Genomic DNA, 19,186 nt, shown 5'->3' with positions numbered 1-19,186 from the left:
TGTCTTTAATTCCTGGCGATAAAGGCGTCGGTGAACCCAAGGTCTTTTACATCAGACAACAAGGCGCGTCGATCCGAACGGGTGGCAACCGGGCCTACCAGAACACGCCAGACGGTTTTGTCTTCTGTCTTCAGCTCGCTCACCTCGGCGGACATTCCATTTCTGCGCACTTTCTGGGCTGCGCTGTTGGCGTTTTCTTCAACGCCAAACGTGCCGATCTGCACATAAGGTTTGGACAGGGCGGATTGCGGCGCAGTCGATGCCGTCGCCGCGACCGTCGTTGCCGTTAAAGGCGCGGCCGGAGTTGACTCGGCCGTGTCGATTGCTGCCGCTGCGCCGGCTATGGGATCAAGCGTCGTCGTGGTGATCTCATCGGTTTTCTTGCGTTGCCACCATTTGCGCTTTTTCGGTTCGTCAGTCGGAGCCGTTACGACAGGGTCGGTCAAACCCGTTGTCTGGGGCTCTGGGACCGAGAGGTCCTCGGTCGTGACCGTAGCGGCGACTGCGCCTACCGCCGTACCGGCGACCGCAGCGTCAACAGCCGCTGCGTTGGTTTCTTCAGCGGGTTTTCGCTGCCACCATTTGCGTTTTGGCGGTTCCTCGACTGCATCTGCCGTATCCGCTGCCGCAACATCCGGTTGGTCCGCGACGGGCGTCGCGGCCTCGGCTGGGTCGTCTGCCGAAGATGCGGCGGCCACGCCCACAGCTGCACCGGTGGCCACAGCCGCTGCGGCGACGTCGGCCCCAGTGTCCGCTGCAGGTTTTTTCTGCCACCATTTGCGTTTGGCCGGAGTTTCGGGCGAATTCGTATCCGGGGTTTCCGCCGAGGCGGTTTCCACCTCACCCTCAGGTTCTGCGGGCGCAGGGTCCGGCACGACTGTTTCGCGTTTCAGCGCGACAACTTCGATACGGGTCGGCGCGCCAGCCAGCATCCCCAATTCTGCCGCCGCCGACGATGAAACCTGAAGTGCCGGTCCGGGCAGATTTCGGTCCCGCCGGAACAATGCACCCGTGATGGATTTGTCGTTGGCAGTATTCTTGATCAGCACACGCTGCGGTTGCTGAACGTCCGGATGAGCCACCCATGTGCCCCCCAATGAGGGCCGTCCATCCCAGAGACCCGCTTCGGTCACTTGAAACAGTTCGGGGGCCTCGACATCGCGCTGTCGGCCTGTCGCCGTTTCGGGGAACAGCTCGATCGTCTGACTCTGACTGTTTTCCGCCTTTTCCGCGGCTGCGTCTCTTTCCTCGGGTCCCTTAAGGTCGAACCCTTCTTCACAGCCTGCCAAAGCTGCCAAACTTACGGCTAAAAACGCCAGCCTCTGGGGCCCGGGGCGTTTGCCAGTCGCTCGTTTCATCGTTTTATCCCTTGCCTGACAGGGCCATTATGTGGCCACGCCTCAACCGCTATTGCTGGTTCTTGTGCCAGTCTAACGCGATCCTCTGCGCAGATCATAACGCGCCAGTGGTGTCATGGAAAGGCCGCTGCATGGGCTTCGGCAAGTTTTCCCGACATTGTGGCTTGCCTCTGGTTCCAACTCGCCTTAGACGAGGCGATACGCGGGGAGGTGGCAGAGTGGTCGAATGCGGCGGTCTTGAAAACCGTTGGGCGTGAGAGCGTCCCCAGGGTTCGAATCCCTGTCTCCCCGCCACTCATACCTGTCTCAGTTCAGCTGTGTTTTCTGACCCGGAATTGTGCCGCAATTCCCGCGCGTTGGCGCGTGCGCATTCAATCAGAGACGGAGCAGATCGTACACTCAGAGCGCAATTTCGGCCGCAGTCTCAGTGCCGCATTTTGGCGGGGTCGCTTTGGGCTGGATTTCCCTGATACCCGGCAATTTACAGGGAATTTTCGCGAAACAGGTCTGGAACCCGACTTTTCAGATGTCACAACTCTATTTTTTTCAATGGCTTATGTTGCAAATTCCCTAAAAAGTGGAACAGGGAATTTTCTCGCAGGAACAGGGAATTGTGCCGACGGATCAGGGAGGGCGAGCCTTGTATCAGGGACGCAGGACTTGGAGATGTCAGAAGCCGAACAGGCGCTCCTGTTCGGACCAGTCTAGTGGGTGGGTCACGCTGACCAGACGCTTGAGTGTGAGTTCGGGCGGCTGGCCGCTATGAGGCCGCCAAGGCCCTGGGGTTGATGTCCGTTCCGACTGTTGTCGCGGGTCACCTGTCAGATGCAGAAGTCCGTGCTCTGCGCATTGCGGATAACAAGCTGGCAGAATTGTCCGACTGGAACGAAGCGGCCCTCCAGATTGAGTTTGCCGAGTTGATGGATCTCAGCCTTGATGGCGAGTTGGACTTCGATCTCGAAATCACCGGGTTCGAAACGCCGGAGATTGACATCATCATCGATGGCGCGGACGAGGCCGCAAAGACTGAAGCGGAATCTGTTGAGACGCCGAACCCTGCATTACCGGCAATTACGCAGCCGGGCGATCTTTGGGTTCTTGGAGATCACCGCATCTTCTGTGGGGATTCCTTGCAAGCCCAGAGCTACGACACCTTGCTGGATGGCAAGACCCCGCAGATGGTGTTCACTGATCCTCCTTACAATGTGCCGGTCAATGGGCATGTCCGTTGCGGCACCGGCGGCGATCATCGCGAGTTTGCCATGGCGTCGGGAGAAATGTCTGAAAGTGAGTTCCGCTGCTTTCTCTCGGATGTGAACAACCGGCTGTTTGACTGCTTGCCCGACGGGGGTATTGCGATGATCTGCATGGATTGGCGTCACATCGAAGAACTGATTGCGGCGGGCAAGGCAGGAGGCTTTGATCTCATCAATCTCTGCGTCTGGAACAAGACCAACGGCGGGATGGGCAGCCTTTATCGTTCCAAGCACGAGCTGGTTTGCATCTTCAAGAAGCCTGGTGCGCCGCATATCAACAATGTCGAGCTGGGCAAGCATGGACGCAACCGCACCAATGTCTGGGATTACGCCGGTGTGAATAGTTTTGGGGCAGGGCGTGAGGCGGATCTCGCTGATCATCCCACAGTGAAGCCTACAGCCCTGGTTGCAGATGCCATCATGGATGTGAGCCACCGGGGCGATGTTGTTTTGGACGCCTTTGGAGGGTCCGGTGCAACCTTGCTGGCAGCAGAGAAAACAGGACGCCGGGCGCGGCTGATTGAGCTCGACCCGGCCTATGTCGATGTCGCCATCCGCCGCTGGCAGGAGATGACTGGTGAGAACGCCGTGCACGCGGTGACCGGCCAGACGTTCGATGCGCATTCTGCGGCAACCGATGCCACCTCAGAGCTGGAGGCGGATCATGTCTGACGATACGAAAGAGTTTGAGGTGGGCTACGGCAAGCCGCCCAAAGCGACCCGATTCAAGAAAGGCCGCTCTGGCAATCCGAAAGGGCGGCCGAAAGGTGCCAAAGGCGTGAATGCCAGCTTGAAACGGGAATTGGAAACCAAGATTACGGTTCGCGAAGGCAGCCACGAAATCCGGATTTCCAAGGCGGAGGCAATTGCCAAGCGGGTCACGGCCAGCGCATTGAAGGGCGACACGAAAATGCTGATGGCGCTGCTGAAGCTGGACACAGATCTGTTCAACGCAAGTGACATGGACGCGCAAGAAAGCGCCCGTGCGGTTGAGCCGGACGCTGTCGACTACGACATCCTCCGGGATTTCTTTTCCAGTCACCCGGATGGTGACGGCGGTCCTGGAGATGGGGAGGTGGATGATGTCAGCTCCTGATCCCAAAATGGTCCGGCAGGTCGCTCGCGAGGTTTGCCGGGATAATTTCTTTCCCTTCGTGTGGCGCGTGTTTGACACGCTGCACCAGGGAACTGACCGCAGCTTTGATCCGGCCTGGCATGTGCGGGCCATGTGCCATGAGTTGGACAACGTTCGCGTCGGCGAGAACAAGCGATTGATCATCAACATTCCGCCCCGGTGCCTGAAATCGGTCACCGTGGCCGTTGCATATGTCGCCTATCTTCTGGGGCATAACCCGAGCGCCAAGATCATCGTTGCCAGCTATGGGCTGGATCTGGCGCGCAAGCATTCCGAAGATTGTCGTCGGATCATGTCTGCGCGCTGGTACCGGGAAATGTTCCCTGAAACGGTCTTGGCTAAAAAGGGCAACACCTCCGAAGAAATCCGCACCACAAAGGGAGGCAGCCGTAAGGCTGTCTCCATCGGAAGTTCTGTGACTGGACATGGCGCTGACTACATCATCATCGATGACCTACTGAAAGCCGGCGATGCGGGCTCCGAAGCTGAACTGGTCAAGGCACAGGAGTTCATTGAGGGGACCTTGCTGTCGCGCTTTGACAACCCGTCCGAAGGGCGTGTGGTTATGGTTGCTCAACGGTTGCACGAGATGGATCCGCCGGGTTATCTGCTGGACCGCGGTACCTATCGGCACCTGAACCTACCTGCCATCGCCGAAGAACATGAGGTGGTTCCACTTGGGCGCGGAAGGGTCATGCGCCGCGAACCGGGTGATCTCCTGTGCCCATTCCGTTTGGATCAGGACACGCTGGATACCAAGCGTCGTGAAATGGGCGCAGCTGTGTTCAATTGCCAGTATCAGCAGAACCCGATTGCGCCGGACGGATCGCCGCTGCGCTGGGAGTGGTTTGGTACCTACGAGACCATCGAAGATCGCCGCTGGTATCAGCTTGTCGTTCAAAGCTGGGATACGGGGATGTCTGCGGATCCCCGGTCCGACTTCTCGGTCTGTACGACCTGGGGGTTCAGAGAAAATGCGTGGTGCCTTCTCGACGTCTGGCGTGGGCAGGTGGACTACCCAGACCTGAAAGCCAAAGCACTGCAGCTTGTCGGTCGCTGGGATCCGGATCGTGTTCTGATCGAAGATGCCGCTTCTGGCAAACCGCTTCTGGACGAGTTATTTCGTGATGACCGTCGGCGCTATGAACGCATCAGACCTGACAAGGACAAGGAAACCCGGTTCCAGTCCGCGTGCGGTCCGGTCGAAGAGGGCAAGGTGTATCTGCCTGCAGACGCGCCCTGGCTGGCGGCGTTCAAACGGGAACTGCAGTCCTTTCCACGCGGTCGCAATGACGATCAGGTCGACAGCTTTGCCCACTTTCTGAACTGGTCCAAGGGATTGGGGTTCTATCGGGCGCTAGGCCATGATCATCAGATAAACATCGAACGTCGCGAGCGCCGTCACGAGCGGATCAGACGGCGGTAGAACATAAACCAAATTTCGAGGCCGGTAGTCGGCCTTGAACCGCCCGGGCGAACCTTGGTCAGTGGGCACGAAGGGCGGGAACCAGACATTCGCCGCCATGCAGCGAGAAAATTGAGATACCGCCAAAGCGGACCTTCAAAGCGGAGCGGTTCGCATAGTCCCAAATCGCAATGGCCATGCATTTAACACGCGCGAAAGACGTCACACAAGACAACACCTTCCTTTTCGCGAACGTGCCTCAGATCGCCGCCGCTACGACTGCTATTGAATATCACGTCACTAAGCGCGTAGCCTCAATTGCATAAAACTGCATTTCTTTGAATTGAGAATTGGGGGGAAGAAATGGTTTTAATTGGATGGATCCATGTGTCTGAATCCTTTCTACCTGGCTTCGTCAGGTGCGCTCTCTACGGAGTTCTGACCAGCTTTTTTTTGTTTTCGGAAGGGCATGCACAGGACCAGTCGACCTACAGCCACGAACCCACTCCGGATCAAATGTTTGTTGAGGCGATCATGCTCTTTCATGAAGCGGCCGCCAAGAGTGAGGATGAAGCCGCAACAGATTTTGCGGAAGTGGCACGCCTGTTTCAGAAAATTCAGTCTGACTATCCTGCATCAGCTCCCGCAACGCTCATCGCGGCGGGCGGATCCCCGGGCGGCGTAGACTTGTCGCGCTTGCCACCTTTGCCCTTTGATAACGGGACCCAAACCAGTGCTCCCACAGTTGCTTCAGATCTGAAGACAATTCTGGCGTTTCTTCAAAGCCATTATCCTGAAACGATCAATGCACTCCAATTCGACCCGGCCACCATTGCTGACGATTCTGCCGAGGCCGCGCAATTGCGGATCGCCTATATGATTGCGGTCTATGTAAACAAAGGCGCTGAGGTTGCCGGGAAGGCCATCATCGACCCAAAGCAGTATATGGATGTTGTGTCCGCGATGGCCAAAGATGGCTCGCTCGCAGACGCTGCCTCTGTGTTTTCCGGTCAATTGGCGCTGGATGTTGCTGAGTCCAAACTCCAGGAGGTTGCGGCATCAGTTTTCACGGACGTTGTCATGACGGTTCCCTGGCCTGAAATGTCACCTGAGCTTGAAAACATGCTACGAGCGGGTCTCGATGCCGCCTTCAAGGAAGGCTGGGATTTGACGAAGGCGCAAAAAGATCCGAGCGTAATAGTTGGCATGATCTTCAACCGTGTGAAGGACGTTCGCGATATTATTGTTGCGACAAATGCCCTGAACCGCGTTCAGGAAAAGGCGTTGATCGATACGACCTTGCGCATTCAAACGGCCGCATGGATATTTGTTAACCTCCCCGATAGCCCCAGAACGGCAGTGGCGGTAAGGCAAGCACTTACCGGACTGGAGAGCACCGCTGCAGCGATAGTGGGCAAGGACGACGCCAAGGCGGTTGCAGCTGTGTTCAGCCACGGCTTCAGTGCCCTTGTGGAGGTCTACAGGGGTAATCGAGATGGCGCTGAACGCTTCATCGGATATATCCGTCAGGCGGGAGCAGAAAGTAACATTCCGCCTTTCAACGCTGTGGATGCGCTCTTGGTTATCGCCAACCTTGGACAGGACGCGCCCGCGCGCGCCGCCAATATCATGCTTGGAATTACTGATCTGGCCGATTTGGATGCAACTATTCGATCGCAAGCCTCGAATAGCGTTTCAGCTTCGGTCAAAGCTTCACAGGTGAGTACAGCAGCCTCTAGGGTTAGCTGCGAAACCGGTCCTTTCACGATCGAGGGCGGAAACATTTCCGTTTCGATGCGGCTTCGAAATACTTTGCCCTTTGATATCACACTTACCAAGTTAGAGGGGGCAGATCGCGGGACGACGATGTTGCTCGCAGCCAACTCAGAGATGCCGCTTCGTCTAAACAGGCATGGCTCGGTTCATCGAGCCGACGATCCAAATGGCAACTGCATAGCGCTTATCCGGGGCGTAGATGACGTCACAGTGATCTTCAACGACGTGGCAGGCGCGGGGCCGAGCGCCCACTATTTCCGAAACAACAATCTAGAATCATGGAGCGTTTCCACAGCTGGGCCAGATTTCCCATTCTCCGAGGCGGAAGATAGCCTAGCCTATTATGAGGGGCCGATTGAAGGGGACATTCAGAGTTCTGGCTCGTATGCCGCGCCGCACGGTTCGCAATGGGTGCAAGTTGCATCTAAACAATCCCAGCAAGATGCCATTTCGGTTGCGCAACGACTTGGCGCGAGCGCTCGTGTATTTCGCGCGCGCAATGGCTGGTTCGCGATCACCGCAGCGATCATGAGCCAGTCAGAGCTGGACAATGTTAGCCTGGCCGAAATCATCGCCAATAATGGTTGGCCGAAGGACAGTTTCTTAACACGTGGCGCCGGATTTGTGGAAGAAATATCCGTGGGCGGTGGCCAAGCTGCTGCATTCAAACGAACACAAACCGTCCGTGAAACCTGGATTCTGAGCAGATATTGGCGCGATGGTTCGCCCATCTATGATAATGTGCGACTGGCTCCTCCGGGAGAGAGCGTGGTCGTTTGGCAGGGTCCCGACGACCTGGGAGATTGCCTCGTTGATAATCACGAAGGCGTCTTCATGAAATGTGTGGACCTCGAGGCATTTGCACATGTTGTGGCGGGCAATGCTGCCGAGTCCGTCGCTGGATTGAGTTCTCCGGTGGAGGCAAGAACCCCTTTGGACATTGGTGGTCTTACAAGCCCGGATGGAACAACACTTCGGCTAGACATGGGGATAGCACCCAAGAGCCCGGCTCTATACGCGGCCATTCTGCGGGCATTCGACGTAAAAAGAGACGTTACCGTACCCAAATTCAATTCAAACCCTGATTTGGCGACGCAAGACCGCGTTCGGAAATTTGAAACGGAAATAAAGAGCTATGAAGGACATTTCCAAGACTCGCAGTTGCGCATCGATACAGGCCTTCGCCCGATATCGATCGGTCCCTACGACGAACAGGGGGAATACTTCGTTGCATGTCTAAGCATCGCGATAAGCATAGCTGACTCCGATTGGGACCTCGGCAATTTGAACGGCTCCATCGGCTTTTTGGCTGCATCAGATATCTATCTCAGGGATGGGTTTGGAAATGGCGCAATTTGCCAACTTCCATTCCCATTCCATGCCGGTGAATTTGAAGCGCGATACAATCTCAACAATTTCTGGGATGGTAGATTTGTCGTTGGAGGCTACATCGGGCACCCTGGTGTCGTAAGGCTTCACGTTCCAATGGAAAGGCACCGGGAATTTGCTAAAGCGTCAGAGGCGGGCAGCCTGCGGTTAGAATACTCTTGTGATCTTCAACGCGGCCCGGATCAAAACGGAAGGGAACGGGACCAAGGGCTTTGCCTGTTCGATCAGTTGCGGCTTGTTATCATTTCACCGGACGAAACAGTATGGACTGTTGCCAACTATAGCGTAGACGCTGCAGGTCTTTCTGGGCCCGTGTTTACGAAGAGGTCTGTCGAACGGATCATATCCGATGCACCGCCAGATGAGTATACGGAAATGGTTCCTGAGTCCCGTGTCTACATTGCCGAAGGCCTGGGGCAGGAAGCAATAACAAAAATCTTGGAGGGCTTTGTTGGAAAACCCGATGACATGGACCTAGCGTATCGAAACATAACTCCCTTTCCTGGCACACCCTTTGAAGCCAAGAGTCTCAAAGTCTTTCAAGCCTTGGGTGACGGAAAGATCTACACTGAGCCTGGAATCGAACGTGGCTATGGCAATGTGTTAGTTAAGGAGACCGAACCAGAACGCTTTTTACTTCATCTCAATCACTTTTCTGACGGCATTGCGACTGCCATGACCGGTGTCGTTGATGACTTAAGGGTGCTTGATATCAGGAATGTTGTTGGGTCCGATTGTGAATGGCAAGTGACCTACCGCGCATGGTTGAAGGACGTAACGCCATTTGGAGAGGCTCTGATGTCACTGTCCGGCAAAGATGGCATTACACACAGGAGCTGTTTTCGGACCACGCGCCAAGGTTTCGAAATGGTCCGAAAAGAAATCGTAGATTTCTAGTTCCGCCAGGCCACGACATCACAATTGTTGGAGTCCTTGCCGCTCAGACTTGTTGATCGCGTCGAGGTATAGAGTTGTGAAGTCGTCTTCTGCCGAGGCCAGTTGATTTGGGTGTTCACGGCGTTGCCAGATACGGTGGCGTAGATCGTGCCATTCTCACCCAGCGAGTTGCTGATTGGTCCCTGATATCTTCCAGGCGCATTCATTCCAAGGCGCATTGTACCGGTTATACGTTCCTTCCCAAAAAGGATCTTGCAGTCCGCTCGGTAGCCCCAGGTTCCAGCCAATTTGTCAGGCGCGTTCGCAGCTAGCCATCTCGACGTACAAACCGGATCGAGGGTTCCCTGCAACGCCAAGACAGCGGCCTCAGTCGCTAGGTCCTCCAGCGAAAGCGCGGTTCCCGAATAGAAGATGAAGTCCTCAAAAGCGGAGCGCGTTTTCCGCCCGGCAACTCCATCGGCTGTACCCGCTGAACACCCCATACGGTTCAACTCGGTCTGAATGTCCTTGACCACTTCCTTCTCGGGCCGCACAGGAACAAGAGCTGCTTCAACTGTAACCGATTGTTCGGCAGTCGTCGTTTCGGCACCAGCACTTGCCGCCGGTGAGGCGGATTCATCTGATTGCGCGTGTGTTGCCAGGACGCTGTTCAATTCGGCCACATCGATACCCGCAACGGTTTCTTCGAGCATTATCCCAAGCGCGGCATCTGAACCCGGGTGTTGTTCCAGCACCAGATCAAGCAGTTGCCTAACGCTTGAATATTCAGCCCTGCGATCCACTTCATCCTTGGACGCAGCACTTTCATAGATCGTTCTGGCAGCAATCAGTATTCCGTCTGCGCCATTTTGCGCGTAAAGTGGAAAACACGCAATCACAGGTAAAATTGCCGATACTGAGAGTGTTCTAATGCGTGCGAACATGCCGGACCCCACAAAGAAAATAGCGTGAATAATTGCCACCAAAATGAGCACGACAAGAAATGTAATTCAATAATTTGATTGCGCCTCATGGAGCGTGTGGAACGGACTTTACTTCCAAACAGCCCGCTTGAGGGTGCTAGCTCACTACTTTTGCTGGCCAGATCTGCAATTGTGCGAGGCTATTATATCGCCTTTGCGGCGAATGTCGACAATGCGGGCTGCGGTTGCAGCATTCCAGCAAGGTGTCGGGAGTCCGATATGGGCCGTCCTTGCTATGCCATGTCGGCACGAGTTCGTGGATGCTGCGCCGACATCGAGGTCAGCAATGAGCCCAGAATGACCGATGTTGCACTCTGTGCGAATGGCGGGTTTCCCGTCTTAGTTGTTGGCGAAGTTGTTTGTGAGTCAGGGTGCCTCCCAACTTGCTGATTGCCTTACCGACGGGCACGATCGCACCAGAGTTGGGTCTGTCTCGGTTTAGTTGTCCAAGCATCACATTCAAATCGAAATGCCTTTTTGGGCAGTTCGATTTCGTGTCTTCCAACTAGAAGAAGTACTTTAGGCCAAAGTACGGGCCATGCTGATCGACGTCGTAAGCAAAGTCGCTGGAATTCAATGTGTCGCTGTAGTCGACGCTGAAATAGCGATAACCAAATGTAAGTGCCGTTTTCTCCCAAGGCTGGTAGTCAAATCCTACATTCGCACCGATCTGCAAGTCGTTTCCGCCAGCTCCAAACCCGCCAAGTTCCAGAGAAGCAATCCCAGTCCATTTGGGGCTCAGCCGCCACATTCCGCGCACGCCAAGGACAGGTTCTATCCAATCCTGATCACCGCCTAATACAGGTGGATTTCCCAGACCTGGAGTGGTTATGTCGATTTCCTGACGGATGGAATTGTATCTGAGGCCGCCTTGGATATCGACTGCGTAACGCAAGTTTTTCGCACCATATACAGCATCTGCGACCCGATAAGCCGCCAGAAGACCAAACCATTCTTGACGAACATCGACGTTAATCCCGGCACCCAGAGGGCCGGGCAAAGTTGTATCTTGTTCTATACCGACGTAATTGGCATCGAGAATTATGCCAAAATCCCCTCGCCATGCTTCATATCGACCTGCCGCCGCGAAATCGAGCACATCCAGTACGTCACCAAGGTCCAGATCCAGGTCGGCGGATTGTCCGGCCACGGTGGATGTGCCTGTGGTTCGCAAGGGTGTGAACAGATAGAACGCAACACCATGACGCCAGCCGGTTTCGTCCTGATCCGGCGTGGGCAGCGATTGAGCAGATGCAATCAAAGGCAGCGTTAGAAGGCTTGTCGCAAGCGCCATGGCGCTGAGAGATGAGGGGTGGGGCATGGCGGTTTCCTCTAGTTAAAAAGACCTAGTAGTTGAATCTGAGGCCGATCCCGGCTCCTTGGTCATAGGGTCGATCAGCACCAATCCCGATCAGCACATCTGCGTAGAGGGCGATACCGGGGCTGAGATTTTTGCCGATCTGAAGCTCGGCAGTCGCGGGCCAGGCATCGTTTTCCCAATCATAGGGCGCTTTGATATCCGCTTTGGCCCAATACCCATCGCCAAACGGTTGAAGCGCAATCAGGCGCATAGCGGTTTGGCTGACATCGGTCGGGCCATTGTAGGACGCGAAATGTTGAACCAGAGGGATCAACGTCAGCCCGGTGTTAGTGTTTGCAAAGGCGAAACCGCCGAACGGGGCGATCTGATCGGACCGGGTACCGACGCCTTCATCGGGGTCGCCAAAGTCCAGGATCCATTCCAGCCCGAGCGCGGATTTGACGGTCCAAGTGTTATTCAAAGGCTTCTGCGACGGAAAATAGATCAGTTTGAAGCTGGTTTTTTCAAACCCGTTGAACCGCTGGCCAGTCGCGTTTGTCGAATTGTAGTGGAGTTCGTACTTTAGCTTCAGATCAGGGCGCAACACATATGCGCCATCGATGAACGCATCCTGACGGTCTACCCCGCCTTCTAGATCAAAGTACTGGTAGCGAATGTCCGTATTGTTGACCGCAGCCAAGGGGTTTGACGCGTTTTCCTCTGCTCCGGCAGCGAACCCCGCCATCAGCAACACGGACGTCAGGATTGATTGGATAGCGAAGTGGCGGGCCATCGTGTACCTGAAAAGACTTCGTGCGATTGATGAGACGGTGGCTTTGCCACCACCGTCCCAGATTTGTTATTGCCAGCTGGAAAAGACTTCTCTGGTCAGTTCGCTTTCCGGGCGAAGGTTTTCGATCCCTTCATACGGAACACCCTTTCCAAGTGGCAGATGCGGGTGTTTGGCAATGGTTTTCTGGTGGCGCTTGACCATGTCCTGGAAGGACGCTCCGGACCACAGCGAATACCCGACAAGGGGATGTTCTTCACGTGGATCGCGGTAGACATTGAACACTGGAGCCGCCGCGCCGGGCTGGCCGGGCGCAGGCAGGTGCATTTTGAACTCCTGCTTGACTACAGAGCGCAAGACCGGCCCTTCGTACACATAAACGTAGTCACGGCGCGAATTGCCTTCGCCTTCGAGCAGCAGTGCTGTCTGGTCAATCCCGTCGATCACCCGGTCGCGCGGAATACGGTCAGTCGCGCCTGCGATCCGTGCAAAGGTGGTGAACAGATCTGAGACATGCACGATATCGCCTGCCGCGCTTCCTGGCTCGATTACTCCGGGCCACCGGACAAAGGCATCCGTACGCACGCCGCCTTCCAGGTGCTGGGTCTTGCCGCCGCGATAAATCAGCTGGTTCAGGCCAGATGTCCCCTCGTAGTGATACATCAAGCCATTGTCAGCCATGATCATGACGACGGTGCTGTCTGCCTTGCCGGTCTCATCAAGCTTGGCCAGAACCTCACCAATCCAGCCGTCCAGAACCTGCAATTTGTCGGCATGGAACCCCCCGTTGCGGGAAACGGCCTCATCGGGGTAGGCAAAGTTCAGCGGATAAAGCGGCCAGTATTGCATGAAGAACGGGGCGTCCTGCGAGGCCAGCTGCTCCAGCTGTTCCAATGCCTGACGCTGATAGCGTAGGTTCATTTCTTCGTATTTCGCCTGTGTCCATTCCTCGCCCGGCGCTATGTCGACTTCGCGCGCAAGGCCGCCCGCTTCCCCTTCAACACCCGTTACCAGGCCATAGGGTTTGAACCGCTCATCCAACTGAAATTGGTTGGATTGGCCCGACGCATGGTATCCAAGCATGTTGTTGGCAACCATCGCATCCCGTGTCATGAGACTAAGCTGAACCTGCTGATGCAATGGAAAGGCGGCCCAATCAAACCCCTGATTATGAGGGTAGGATTGTTCAATATCGCCCTGATGCCATTTGCCGACATGTGCAGTGTTGTACCCTTCTTCCTTCAGGATTTCGGCAATCGTGACCTCCTCAGACGCAAGACCTTCGCCAACCAGCGCAACCTTGACCTCTTCGACACCCGCGCGCACGGGATGACGACCGGTGAGCATCGCTGTTCGTGTCGGTGTGCAGGACGGCTCAGTGTACATTCTCATCAAAGACAAGCCTTCCGTGGCAAAGTCGTTGATGTTGGGCGTATCGAAACCTGTGACGTAGTTCATCGTGCGGTTGCCCATCTGACCGAAGCTCACGTCGTCGATCAGGATATAGAGGATATTGGGTGGCTTGCCGCCATTGGCATCACGGATCTCTGTAAGCTTCGCTTCGATTTCCGTATCCTGAGCGTCCCATTGCTCGCCAAACTGCGCGCGGAGAAACTCGAATTCTCCATCATGAATGATAGGCGCGTCCTGAGCATAGCTCGCGCCTGCCATCAGCACCATGGCCGAGGCGGTTTTCAAAATTGATCTCATTGGTATCCCTTCCCCATCTTTGAACTACATCTCTCCTGCGCGTCGCAACGAATGGGCGATTTCATCCCGAAGACCATCAAGGGTTTCGCGAACGTCGCAGGCAAACTGGTATGATTGGCTTCCCGGAGCAGAGTTCATGGTGAGATACTCGTCGCTGAGAAGCTGATAGTCCCGGCAGATCTCATCGAATACCATGTCCGCCCGTCGTAGGTCCGCAATCGCGGCTTGATGCTCAGGAAACAGGGTATCAAGACTGTAGCCTTCCAAATTCGATAGCTCGTTCGATGGATTAACAGTTTCCCGAATTGTTCATCGAATTCACTTCTCACAAAAGGTTTACCGGGGCATAATACGGTATAATCATCGACGTAACTTGCGGAAAATATGGAATTATCCAAAAGCAAATCACCCCATTTGAATGAGGGCAGCGATCCCGCCGCCAACGATGTGCGGGCTGCCCTTCAGCGGCTTGTCAAGTCTTCGACTTTCGCGGGGTCACAGCGATTGCAGGACTTTCTTGTCTATGTGGTTGAGGAAACGCTCAACGGCAGGGCCGATGACATCCGCGCCAAAACCATCGCCATGGATGTCTACGGCGGAACTTTGTCCGAGATGGAACGTCGTGAAAACGTGGTGCGGGTGGACGCTGGTCGTCTACGTCGCAAGCTGGGTGAATACTATGCCAAAGATGGGCGCGACGAAGGCACTGTTTTCGATCTGCCAAAGGGAGGTTATGCGCCGGAGATATCATTCAGGTCGCCTGAGCTGCCTGAACCAAAAACCAAGCCGGGCGTCTGGCCTCGCCCGGTCATTGGGATTGCAGGAGTTTTCGTTCTCCTCTGCGGCGCTGCGGCCATCACACTGATATCGATAAAGCGTGAAACTCCGGTCAGCTTGTCAGTTGATGGCCTAAGCCTAGATGAGCGCAACGCCATATTTGATGCATCCCCCATGCGACTTCAGGCCGTGAACCTGGCCCACTCGGGCCGCGACTTGATCTTTCCAGCCCTGGAGCCCTCGCGCCTGGACGCAGCTTTGACCATATTCAAGGGTGCAATCGAAAACGACGACAGCTATTTCGGAGGTCATGCAGGGGCCGCGCAGGTTGCAGCGATGATAGCTCTGGTGACACCGGACGCTGACCCGTCCGGGGACATGCTGCGCTACGCGGACGCAGAGGCCAGCAGGGCGATTGAATTGGCACCCGAAACGGGGTGGAGCCAATCTGCAAAAGCCTGGGTTGAATTTGTGAAAGGAAATTGGCCACAAGCTATCGAGCTTGCGAACAGGGCACAGCGTTTGGCACCAAACGAAGTCCATGTGTTGGAGTTCGTGTCGCTAATCCTGCTCTATTCGTGTTCGTTTGAACAAGTTGTGGCGATCAGCGAAGAGGCACTATCAAAAATAGATCTGGATCGAGGTTATGTGTTTCAGAACGCGATGGGCGCTGCGAAATTCCATCTGAAGGATTTCGAAGGCGCTATATCCGCCTTTGAGAAGGTGACCGAAAAAGGCGGCCCCGTCGGCCCTGTGTCCCTTGCTTATCTGATGGCAGCTCATCAAATGCTGGGCAACGAAATTGCGGCACAGGCCCTCGTGGGTAAGCTCTCGCGCGATTGGCCCGAGAGTCGCGTAGATCTGCTATTTCAAAGATTGTTCGTAGAACCGGAATATGGGAAAGACCTCGGAGAAGCTATGGAACAAGCCGGTTGGCAACCAAAGGGTTAGGTGTTCAGTCCCGGCATCTGGTGGATGGGACTTAGGATGAATCGATCTGGTTCTGATGTCCAGATTTTGCAGATGTATTCGTAGGGCGTGAGACCAGAGAGCGTCTTGAGGCGACGAGCGAAGTTGTACGCATCACGGAAGTCGACCAGATGTGTGCGAAGCTGATCGTGGCTTTCATAGTGGTATCGTTTGACGGTTGCGTCCTTGATCGTGCGGTTCATGCGCTCAACCTGGCCATTGGTCCACGGATGGTTTGGCTTGGTTAACGGCGAATAAGACTGAAGAGCCCACTTTGCCCGATGCTGCGGTGGGCCCAAATAACAATATGGTGCATAAGCGGATCTTCGTCAGCAGGTGATTCCCGCAAGCACTTGTAAGGATCGGTAGGCAAGGATTGGTGCCTCCCGTGAGTTGATTTCTATTGTGCCACCCCGCCTTCGGTCGAGATCTGTTCTTCAACATAGCTTTGGTTGGTTACGTCCGAACCCCGTGGAGGATAGTTTTTGAACTTAGACAGGTGGTTTGGGACGATCTTGGCAGCAGGACCAAATGCCCACATCTTGTTGCCCATCCACCGTGTATACATACCCGACTCTTCGGCCGCTTTTTCGTAGGGATCGCGACGTAGATTGAACAGGAGGGGGACGTTCAGTTCCTCCTTGGGGCCAGCCCACCCTTCGGTTTGGATCGTGAAATGTGCTTTCCAGTCCCCATGGCGGATAGCTTGCAGGTCGGGGCCTTCGTATTAGATGATCTCATCCCGGTTGCTCTCGCCCTCGCCAGTCAGGAAAGGCAGTTGGTTGTACCCATCCAGATGCACCTGATAGCCCTCGTAACCCTCCAGCAATGATCCGGTCAGATCCTCGGGTCCTCCGGCGGCAACAAGGGTGGGCATCCAGTCAAGACCGGCAAAAATACCGTTACTCACGGTTCCGGCCGGGACTTTTCCGGGCCAGCGAATGATGGCGGGGACGCGGAAGCCACCTTCCCAGGTTGTGCCTTTCTCGCCATGGAACGGGGTTGTTCCACCATCGGGCCAGGTCATGGTTTCGGGGCCGTTGTCAGATGTAAAGACGACAATCGTGTTGTCCGAGACGCCCAGTTCGTCAAGCCGGGCCATGACTTTGCCCACGTTGTCGTCCAGTTCTTTCATCACGACATCCTGCAAACCGCGCCCTTCGCCCAGCATGGCTTCGTATTCCGGGCTCAGATGGGTCCAGACATGCGCCCGCGCCGGTGCCATCCAGACAAAGAAAGGCAGATCGCCATCGACTGCGCGGTCGATGAAGTCCAGCGTGTGGGCTGTTACCTCGTCGTCCAGCGTCTTTTGCCGCTCAGGCGGGGCTGGGCCATCGTCGATGACGGGGGGCAAAGGGAGACCTGTAACTGAAACATTTCTGGCTCAAACGTAGGTCGTTTTCTTAGGCTCGGTAGAATTGCCGAAGTTCCGCTTAGGTGCCGAGAGCAGCTTTTTGAATGCTATTGACCAACGGCAGCAAAGTCCCGCGAGTTTCGCTTTGGAAATTGCGCGGTCTCGCGAACGCAGCGAATGTCCGAAATGCGGGCTGCGACTGCAGCAATTGAGGTGCAAAGCGAGTGACCGGTTTGGGCCGTTTGGTATGTCATTCTAAACAGGGCAGGGGCTTTTACTGCGTTTGCTCCAAGGTCAGCGCTGAGCCCAAACCTAAGAATGCTGCGCTGGGTCCAAATGACAATCTTGCTGCATAAGCGGTCCTTTGTCGGCAGGTGTTTCCCGCGAGTTCTTGTTAGGATCGGGAGGCAAGGATTGATGCCTCCCGAGAATTGACTTCTACTGCGACATTCCGCCTTCGGTCGAGATTTGTTCTTCAACATGACTTTGGTTGGTGACGTCCGAACCCCGTGGAGGATAGTCCTTTAAGGTAGACAGGTGGTTCTGGACGATTTTGGCCGCCGGGCCAAATGCCCACATCTTGTTGCCCATCCACCGTGTATACATCCCAGATTCCTCGGCCGCTTTTTCGTAGGGATCGCGACGCAGGTTGAACAACAGGGGTGCGTTCAGTTCCTCTTTGGGGCCCGCCCACCCTTCGGATTGGATCGTGAAATGTGCTTTCCAGTCACCATGGCGTACAGCTTGCAGGTCCGGACCTTCGTAGTAGATAATCTCGTCTCGGTTACTGTCGCCCTCACCGGTCAGGAATGACAGTTGATTGTATCCATCCAGATGCACCCGATAGCCTTCGTAGCCCGCCAGCAATGATTCGGTCAGATCGTCAGGCCCTCCGGCCGCGGCAACAAGGGTGGGCATCCAGTCAAGACCGGCAAAAATACCGTTACTCACGGTTCCGGCCGGGACTTTTCCGGGCCAGCGAATGATGGCAGGGACGCGGAAGCCACCTTCCCAGGTTGTGCCTTTCTCGCCATGGAACGGGGTTGTTCCACCATCGGGCCAGGTCATGGTTTCGGGACCGTTGTCAGACGTAAAGACGACAATCGTATTGTCCGAGACGCCCAACTCGTCCAGCCGGGCCATGACTTTGCCCACGTTGTCGTCCAGCTCTTTCATCACGACATCCTGCAAGCCGCGCCCGTCGCCCAGCATGGCCTCGTATTCGGGGCTTAGATGGGTCCAGACATGCGCGCGCGCCGGTGCCATCCAGACAAAGAACGGCGTATCGCTGTCGACTGCGCGGTTGATGAAGTCCAGCGTGTGGGCTGTCACCTCGTCGTCCAGCGTCTTTTGGCGTTCGGGCGGGGCCGGGCCATCGTCGATGATGCGTTGCTTGCCAACCAGACCCCAGCGTGGGTCCACAGTTTCATCGACAGTATCCGTAGCATAGGCATGAATGATGTTCCGAGGGCCAAATGTATCGTTGAAATTCTGATCCGTCGGCCAATCCGGGTCGGATGTGTATTCCATCGCGTTCAGATGATAGAGCCAGCCCCAATATTCATCAAAGCCTTTCACCGTCGGGAGGAATTTATTCATATCCCCCAGATGGTTCTTGCCGAATTGACCGGTCGTGTAGCCCAGCGACTTCAGCATATTGGCCAGGGTCGGATCATCCTCGCTCAGACCTTTTTCAGGATCTCCCGGCAGGCCAACCGTGTGCATTCCGGTACGGACCGGCAATTGTCCAGTGATGAAGGCCGATCGACCGGCAGTGCAGCTCGGTTGCGCATAGTAATCCGTTAGACGCATACCGTCGGCGGCCAACTGATCAAGATTGGGGGTTTGGATGCTTTTCACGCCCTGATGATAGCTGCCAAGGCTGGCCCAGCCGACGTCGTCGGCCATGATGACAAGGATATTGGGTTGGTCGGTTTCGGCCAGAACCGGCATGGCACAGACTGTTGCCGTCGCCAGCGTGGCGGAAGCCGCAATAGATCGAAGAATGAACATAGGTACCTCTGTGGACGTAAGACGAAATCGAAGGGTCCATCAGGGATAGCGACTGAGACTTTCGTGCCGCAACAGAGCTTTACCATCATTTCATA

14 protein-coding genes, 1 tRNA gene and 2 pseudogenes are annotated in these 19,186 nt (G+C 55.5%); 6 read left to right on the top strand and 11 right to left on the bottom strand.

Annotation, left to right across the window (positions count from 1 at the left end):
* Positions 1–5: 5 nt before the first annotated feature.
* Complete coding sequence (locus tag ACRZ9X_RS06105; protein WP_480516849.1) at positions 6–1,358, bottom strand: SPOR domain-containing protein; 1,353 nt, start codon at positions 1,356–1,358, stop codon at positions 6–8.
* A gap of 204 nt (positions 1,359–1,562) precedes the next feature.
* Between ACRZ9X_RS06105 and ACRZ9X_RS06100 the strand changes: the two genes are divergently transcribed.
* From ACRZ9X_RS06100 to ACRZ9X_RS06080, 5 genes are all read left to right on the top strand, one after another.
* A tRNA-Ser gene (locus tag ACRZ9X_RS06100) sits at positions 1,563–1,652 on the top strand.
* 494 nt (positions 1,653–2,146) lie between these two features.
* Positions 2,147–3,286, top strand: coding sequence for a DNA-methyltransferase (locus tag ACRZ9X_RS06095; RefSeq protein ID WP_480516847.1), 1,140 nt, complete (start codon positions 2,147–2,149; stop codon positions 3,284–3,286).
* Positions 3,279–3,710 carry a DUF5681 domain-containing protein gene (locus ACRZ9X_RS06090; protein WP_480516845.1) on the top strand — a complete coding sequence of 144 codons (432 nt, stop codon included), beginning with the start codon at positions 3,279–3,281 and terminating at the stop codon, positions 3,708–3,710. Before ACRZ9X_RS06095 ends, ACRZ9X_RS06090 begins: the two co-directional genes overlap by 8 nt.
* On the top strand, positions 3,697–5,175 hold the full coding sequence (gene terL, locus ACRZ9X_RS06085; protein WP_480516843.1) for a phage terminase large subunit: 1,479 nt from the start codon (positions 3,697–3,699) through the stop codon (positions 5,173–5,175). The genes ACRZ9X_RS06090 and terL overlap by 14 nt, the downstream gene beginning before the upstream one ends.
* 342 nt (positions 5,176–5,517) lie before the next feature.
* Positions 5,518–9,216, top strand: a complete 3,699-nt coding sequence (locus ACRZ9X_RS06080) for a hypothetical protein (RefSeq protein WP_480516841.1) — start codon at positions 5,518–5,520, stop codon at positions 9,214–9,216.
* Here the strand turns inward: ACRZ9X_RS06080 and ACRZ9X_RS06075 are convergent.
* The 5 genes from ACRZ9X_RS06075 to ACRZ9X_RS06055 form a co-directional block, all read right to left on the bottom strand.
* Complete coding sequence (locus tag ACRZ9X_RS06075; RefSeq protein ID WP_480516839.1) at positions 9,213–10,139, bottom strand: peptidoglycan-binding domain-containing protein; 927 nt, start codon at positions 10,137–10,139, stop codon at positions 9,213–9,215. The genes ACRZ9X_RS06080 and ACRZ9X_RS06075 overlap by 4 nt on opposite strands.
* Before the next feature lie 544 nt (positions 10,140–10,683).
* Complete coding sequence (locus ACRZ9X_RS06070) at positions 10,684–11,499, bottom strand: outer membrane protein (RefSeq protein ID WP_480516837.1); 816 nt, start codon at positions 11,497–11,499, stop codon at positions 10,684–10,686.
* A gap of 25 nt (positions 11,500–11,524) precedes the next feature.
* The gene (locus ACRZ9X_RS06065; protein WP_480516835.1) at positions 11,525–12,271 is read right to left on the bottom strand and encodes a hypothetical protein; all 747 of its coding nucleotides are present in this window, start codon (positions 12,269–12,271) and stop codon (positions 11,525–11,527) included.
* A gap of 66 nt (positions 12,272–12,337) precedes the next feature.
* Positions 12,338–13,978, bottom strand: coding sequence for a sulfatase-like hydrolase/transferase (locus ACRZ9X_RS06060; RefSeq protein ID WP_480516833.1), 1,641 nt, complete (start codon positions 13,976–13,978; stop codon positions 12,338–12,340).
* 24 nt (positions 13,979–14,002) lie between these two features.
* Positions 14,003–14,173, bottom strand: coding sequence for a hypothetical protein (locus tag ACRZ9X_RS06055; RefSeq protein WP_480516831.1), 171 nt, complete (start codon positions 14,171–14,173; stop codon positions 14,003–14,005).
* 309 nt (positions 14,174–14,482) lie between these two features.
* Between ACRZ9X_RS06055 and ACRZ9X_RS06050 the strand changes: the two genes are divergently transcribed.
* Positions 14,483–15,706, top strand: coding sequence for a tetratricopeptide repeat protein (locus ACRZ9X_RS06050; RefSeq protein WP_480516829.1), 1,224 nt, complete (start codon positions 14,483–14,485; stop codon positions 15,704–15,706).
* Here the strand turns inward: ACRZ9X_RS06050 and ACRZ9X_RS06045 are convergent.
* The 5 genes and pseudogenes from ACRZ9X_RS06045 to ACRZ9X_RS06025 all read right to left on the bottom strand — a co-directional run.
* Positions 15,703–15,972 (bottom strand): annotated as a pseudogene (locus ACRZ9X_RS06045) (integrase core domain-containing protein); the annotation flags it as partial. The gene ACRZ9X_RS06050 and the pseudogene ACRZ9X_RS06045 sit on opposite strands and share 4 nt — an antisense overlap.
* Positions 15,973–16,124: 152 nt before the next feature.
* On the bottom strand, positions 16,125–16,292 hold the full coding sequence (locus ACRZ9X_RS06040; protein WP_480516827.1) for a hypothetical protein: 168 nt from the start codon (positions 16,290–16,292) through the stop codon (positions 16,125–16,127).
* A 24-nt stretch (positions 16,293–16,316) separates the two neighbouring features.
* Positions 16,317–16,439 (bottom strand): annotated as a pseudogene (locus tag ACRZ9X_RS06035) (hypothetical protein); the annotation flags it as partial.
* Positions 16,440–16,451: 12 nt separating this feature from the next.
* Complete coding sequence (locus tag ACRZ9X_RS06030; RefSeq protein WP_480516825.1) at positions 16,452–17,078, bottom strand: sulfatase-like hydrolase/transferase; 627 nt, start codon at positions 17,076–17,078, stop codon at positions 16,452–16,454.
* A 438-nt stretch (positions 17,079–17,516) separates the two neighbouring features.
* Positions 17,517–19,091: an arylsulfatase gene (locus tag ACRZ9X_RS06025; RefSeq protein ID WP_480516823.1), complete on the bottom strand. Its 1,575-nt coding sequence runs from the start codon at positions 19,089–19,091 to the stop codon at positions 17,517–17,519.
* Positions 19,092–19,186 lie beyond the last annotated feature (95 nt).

This window comes from Ruegeria sp. AL1, assembly GCF_056540905.1.
This window is presented reverse-complemented; position numbering and strand designations above follow the sequence as displayed.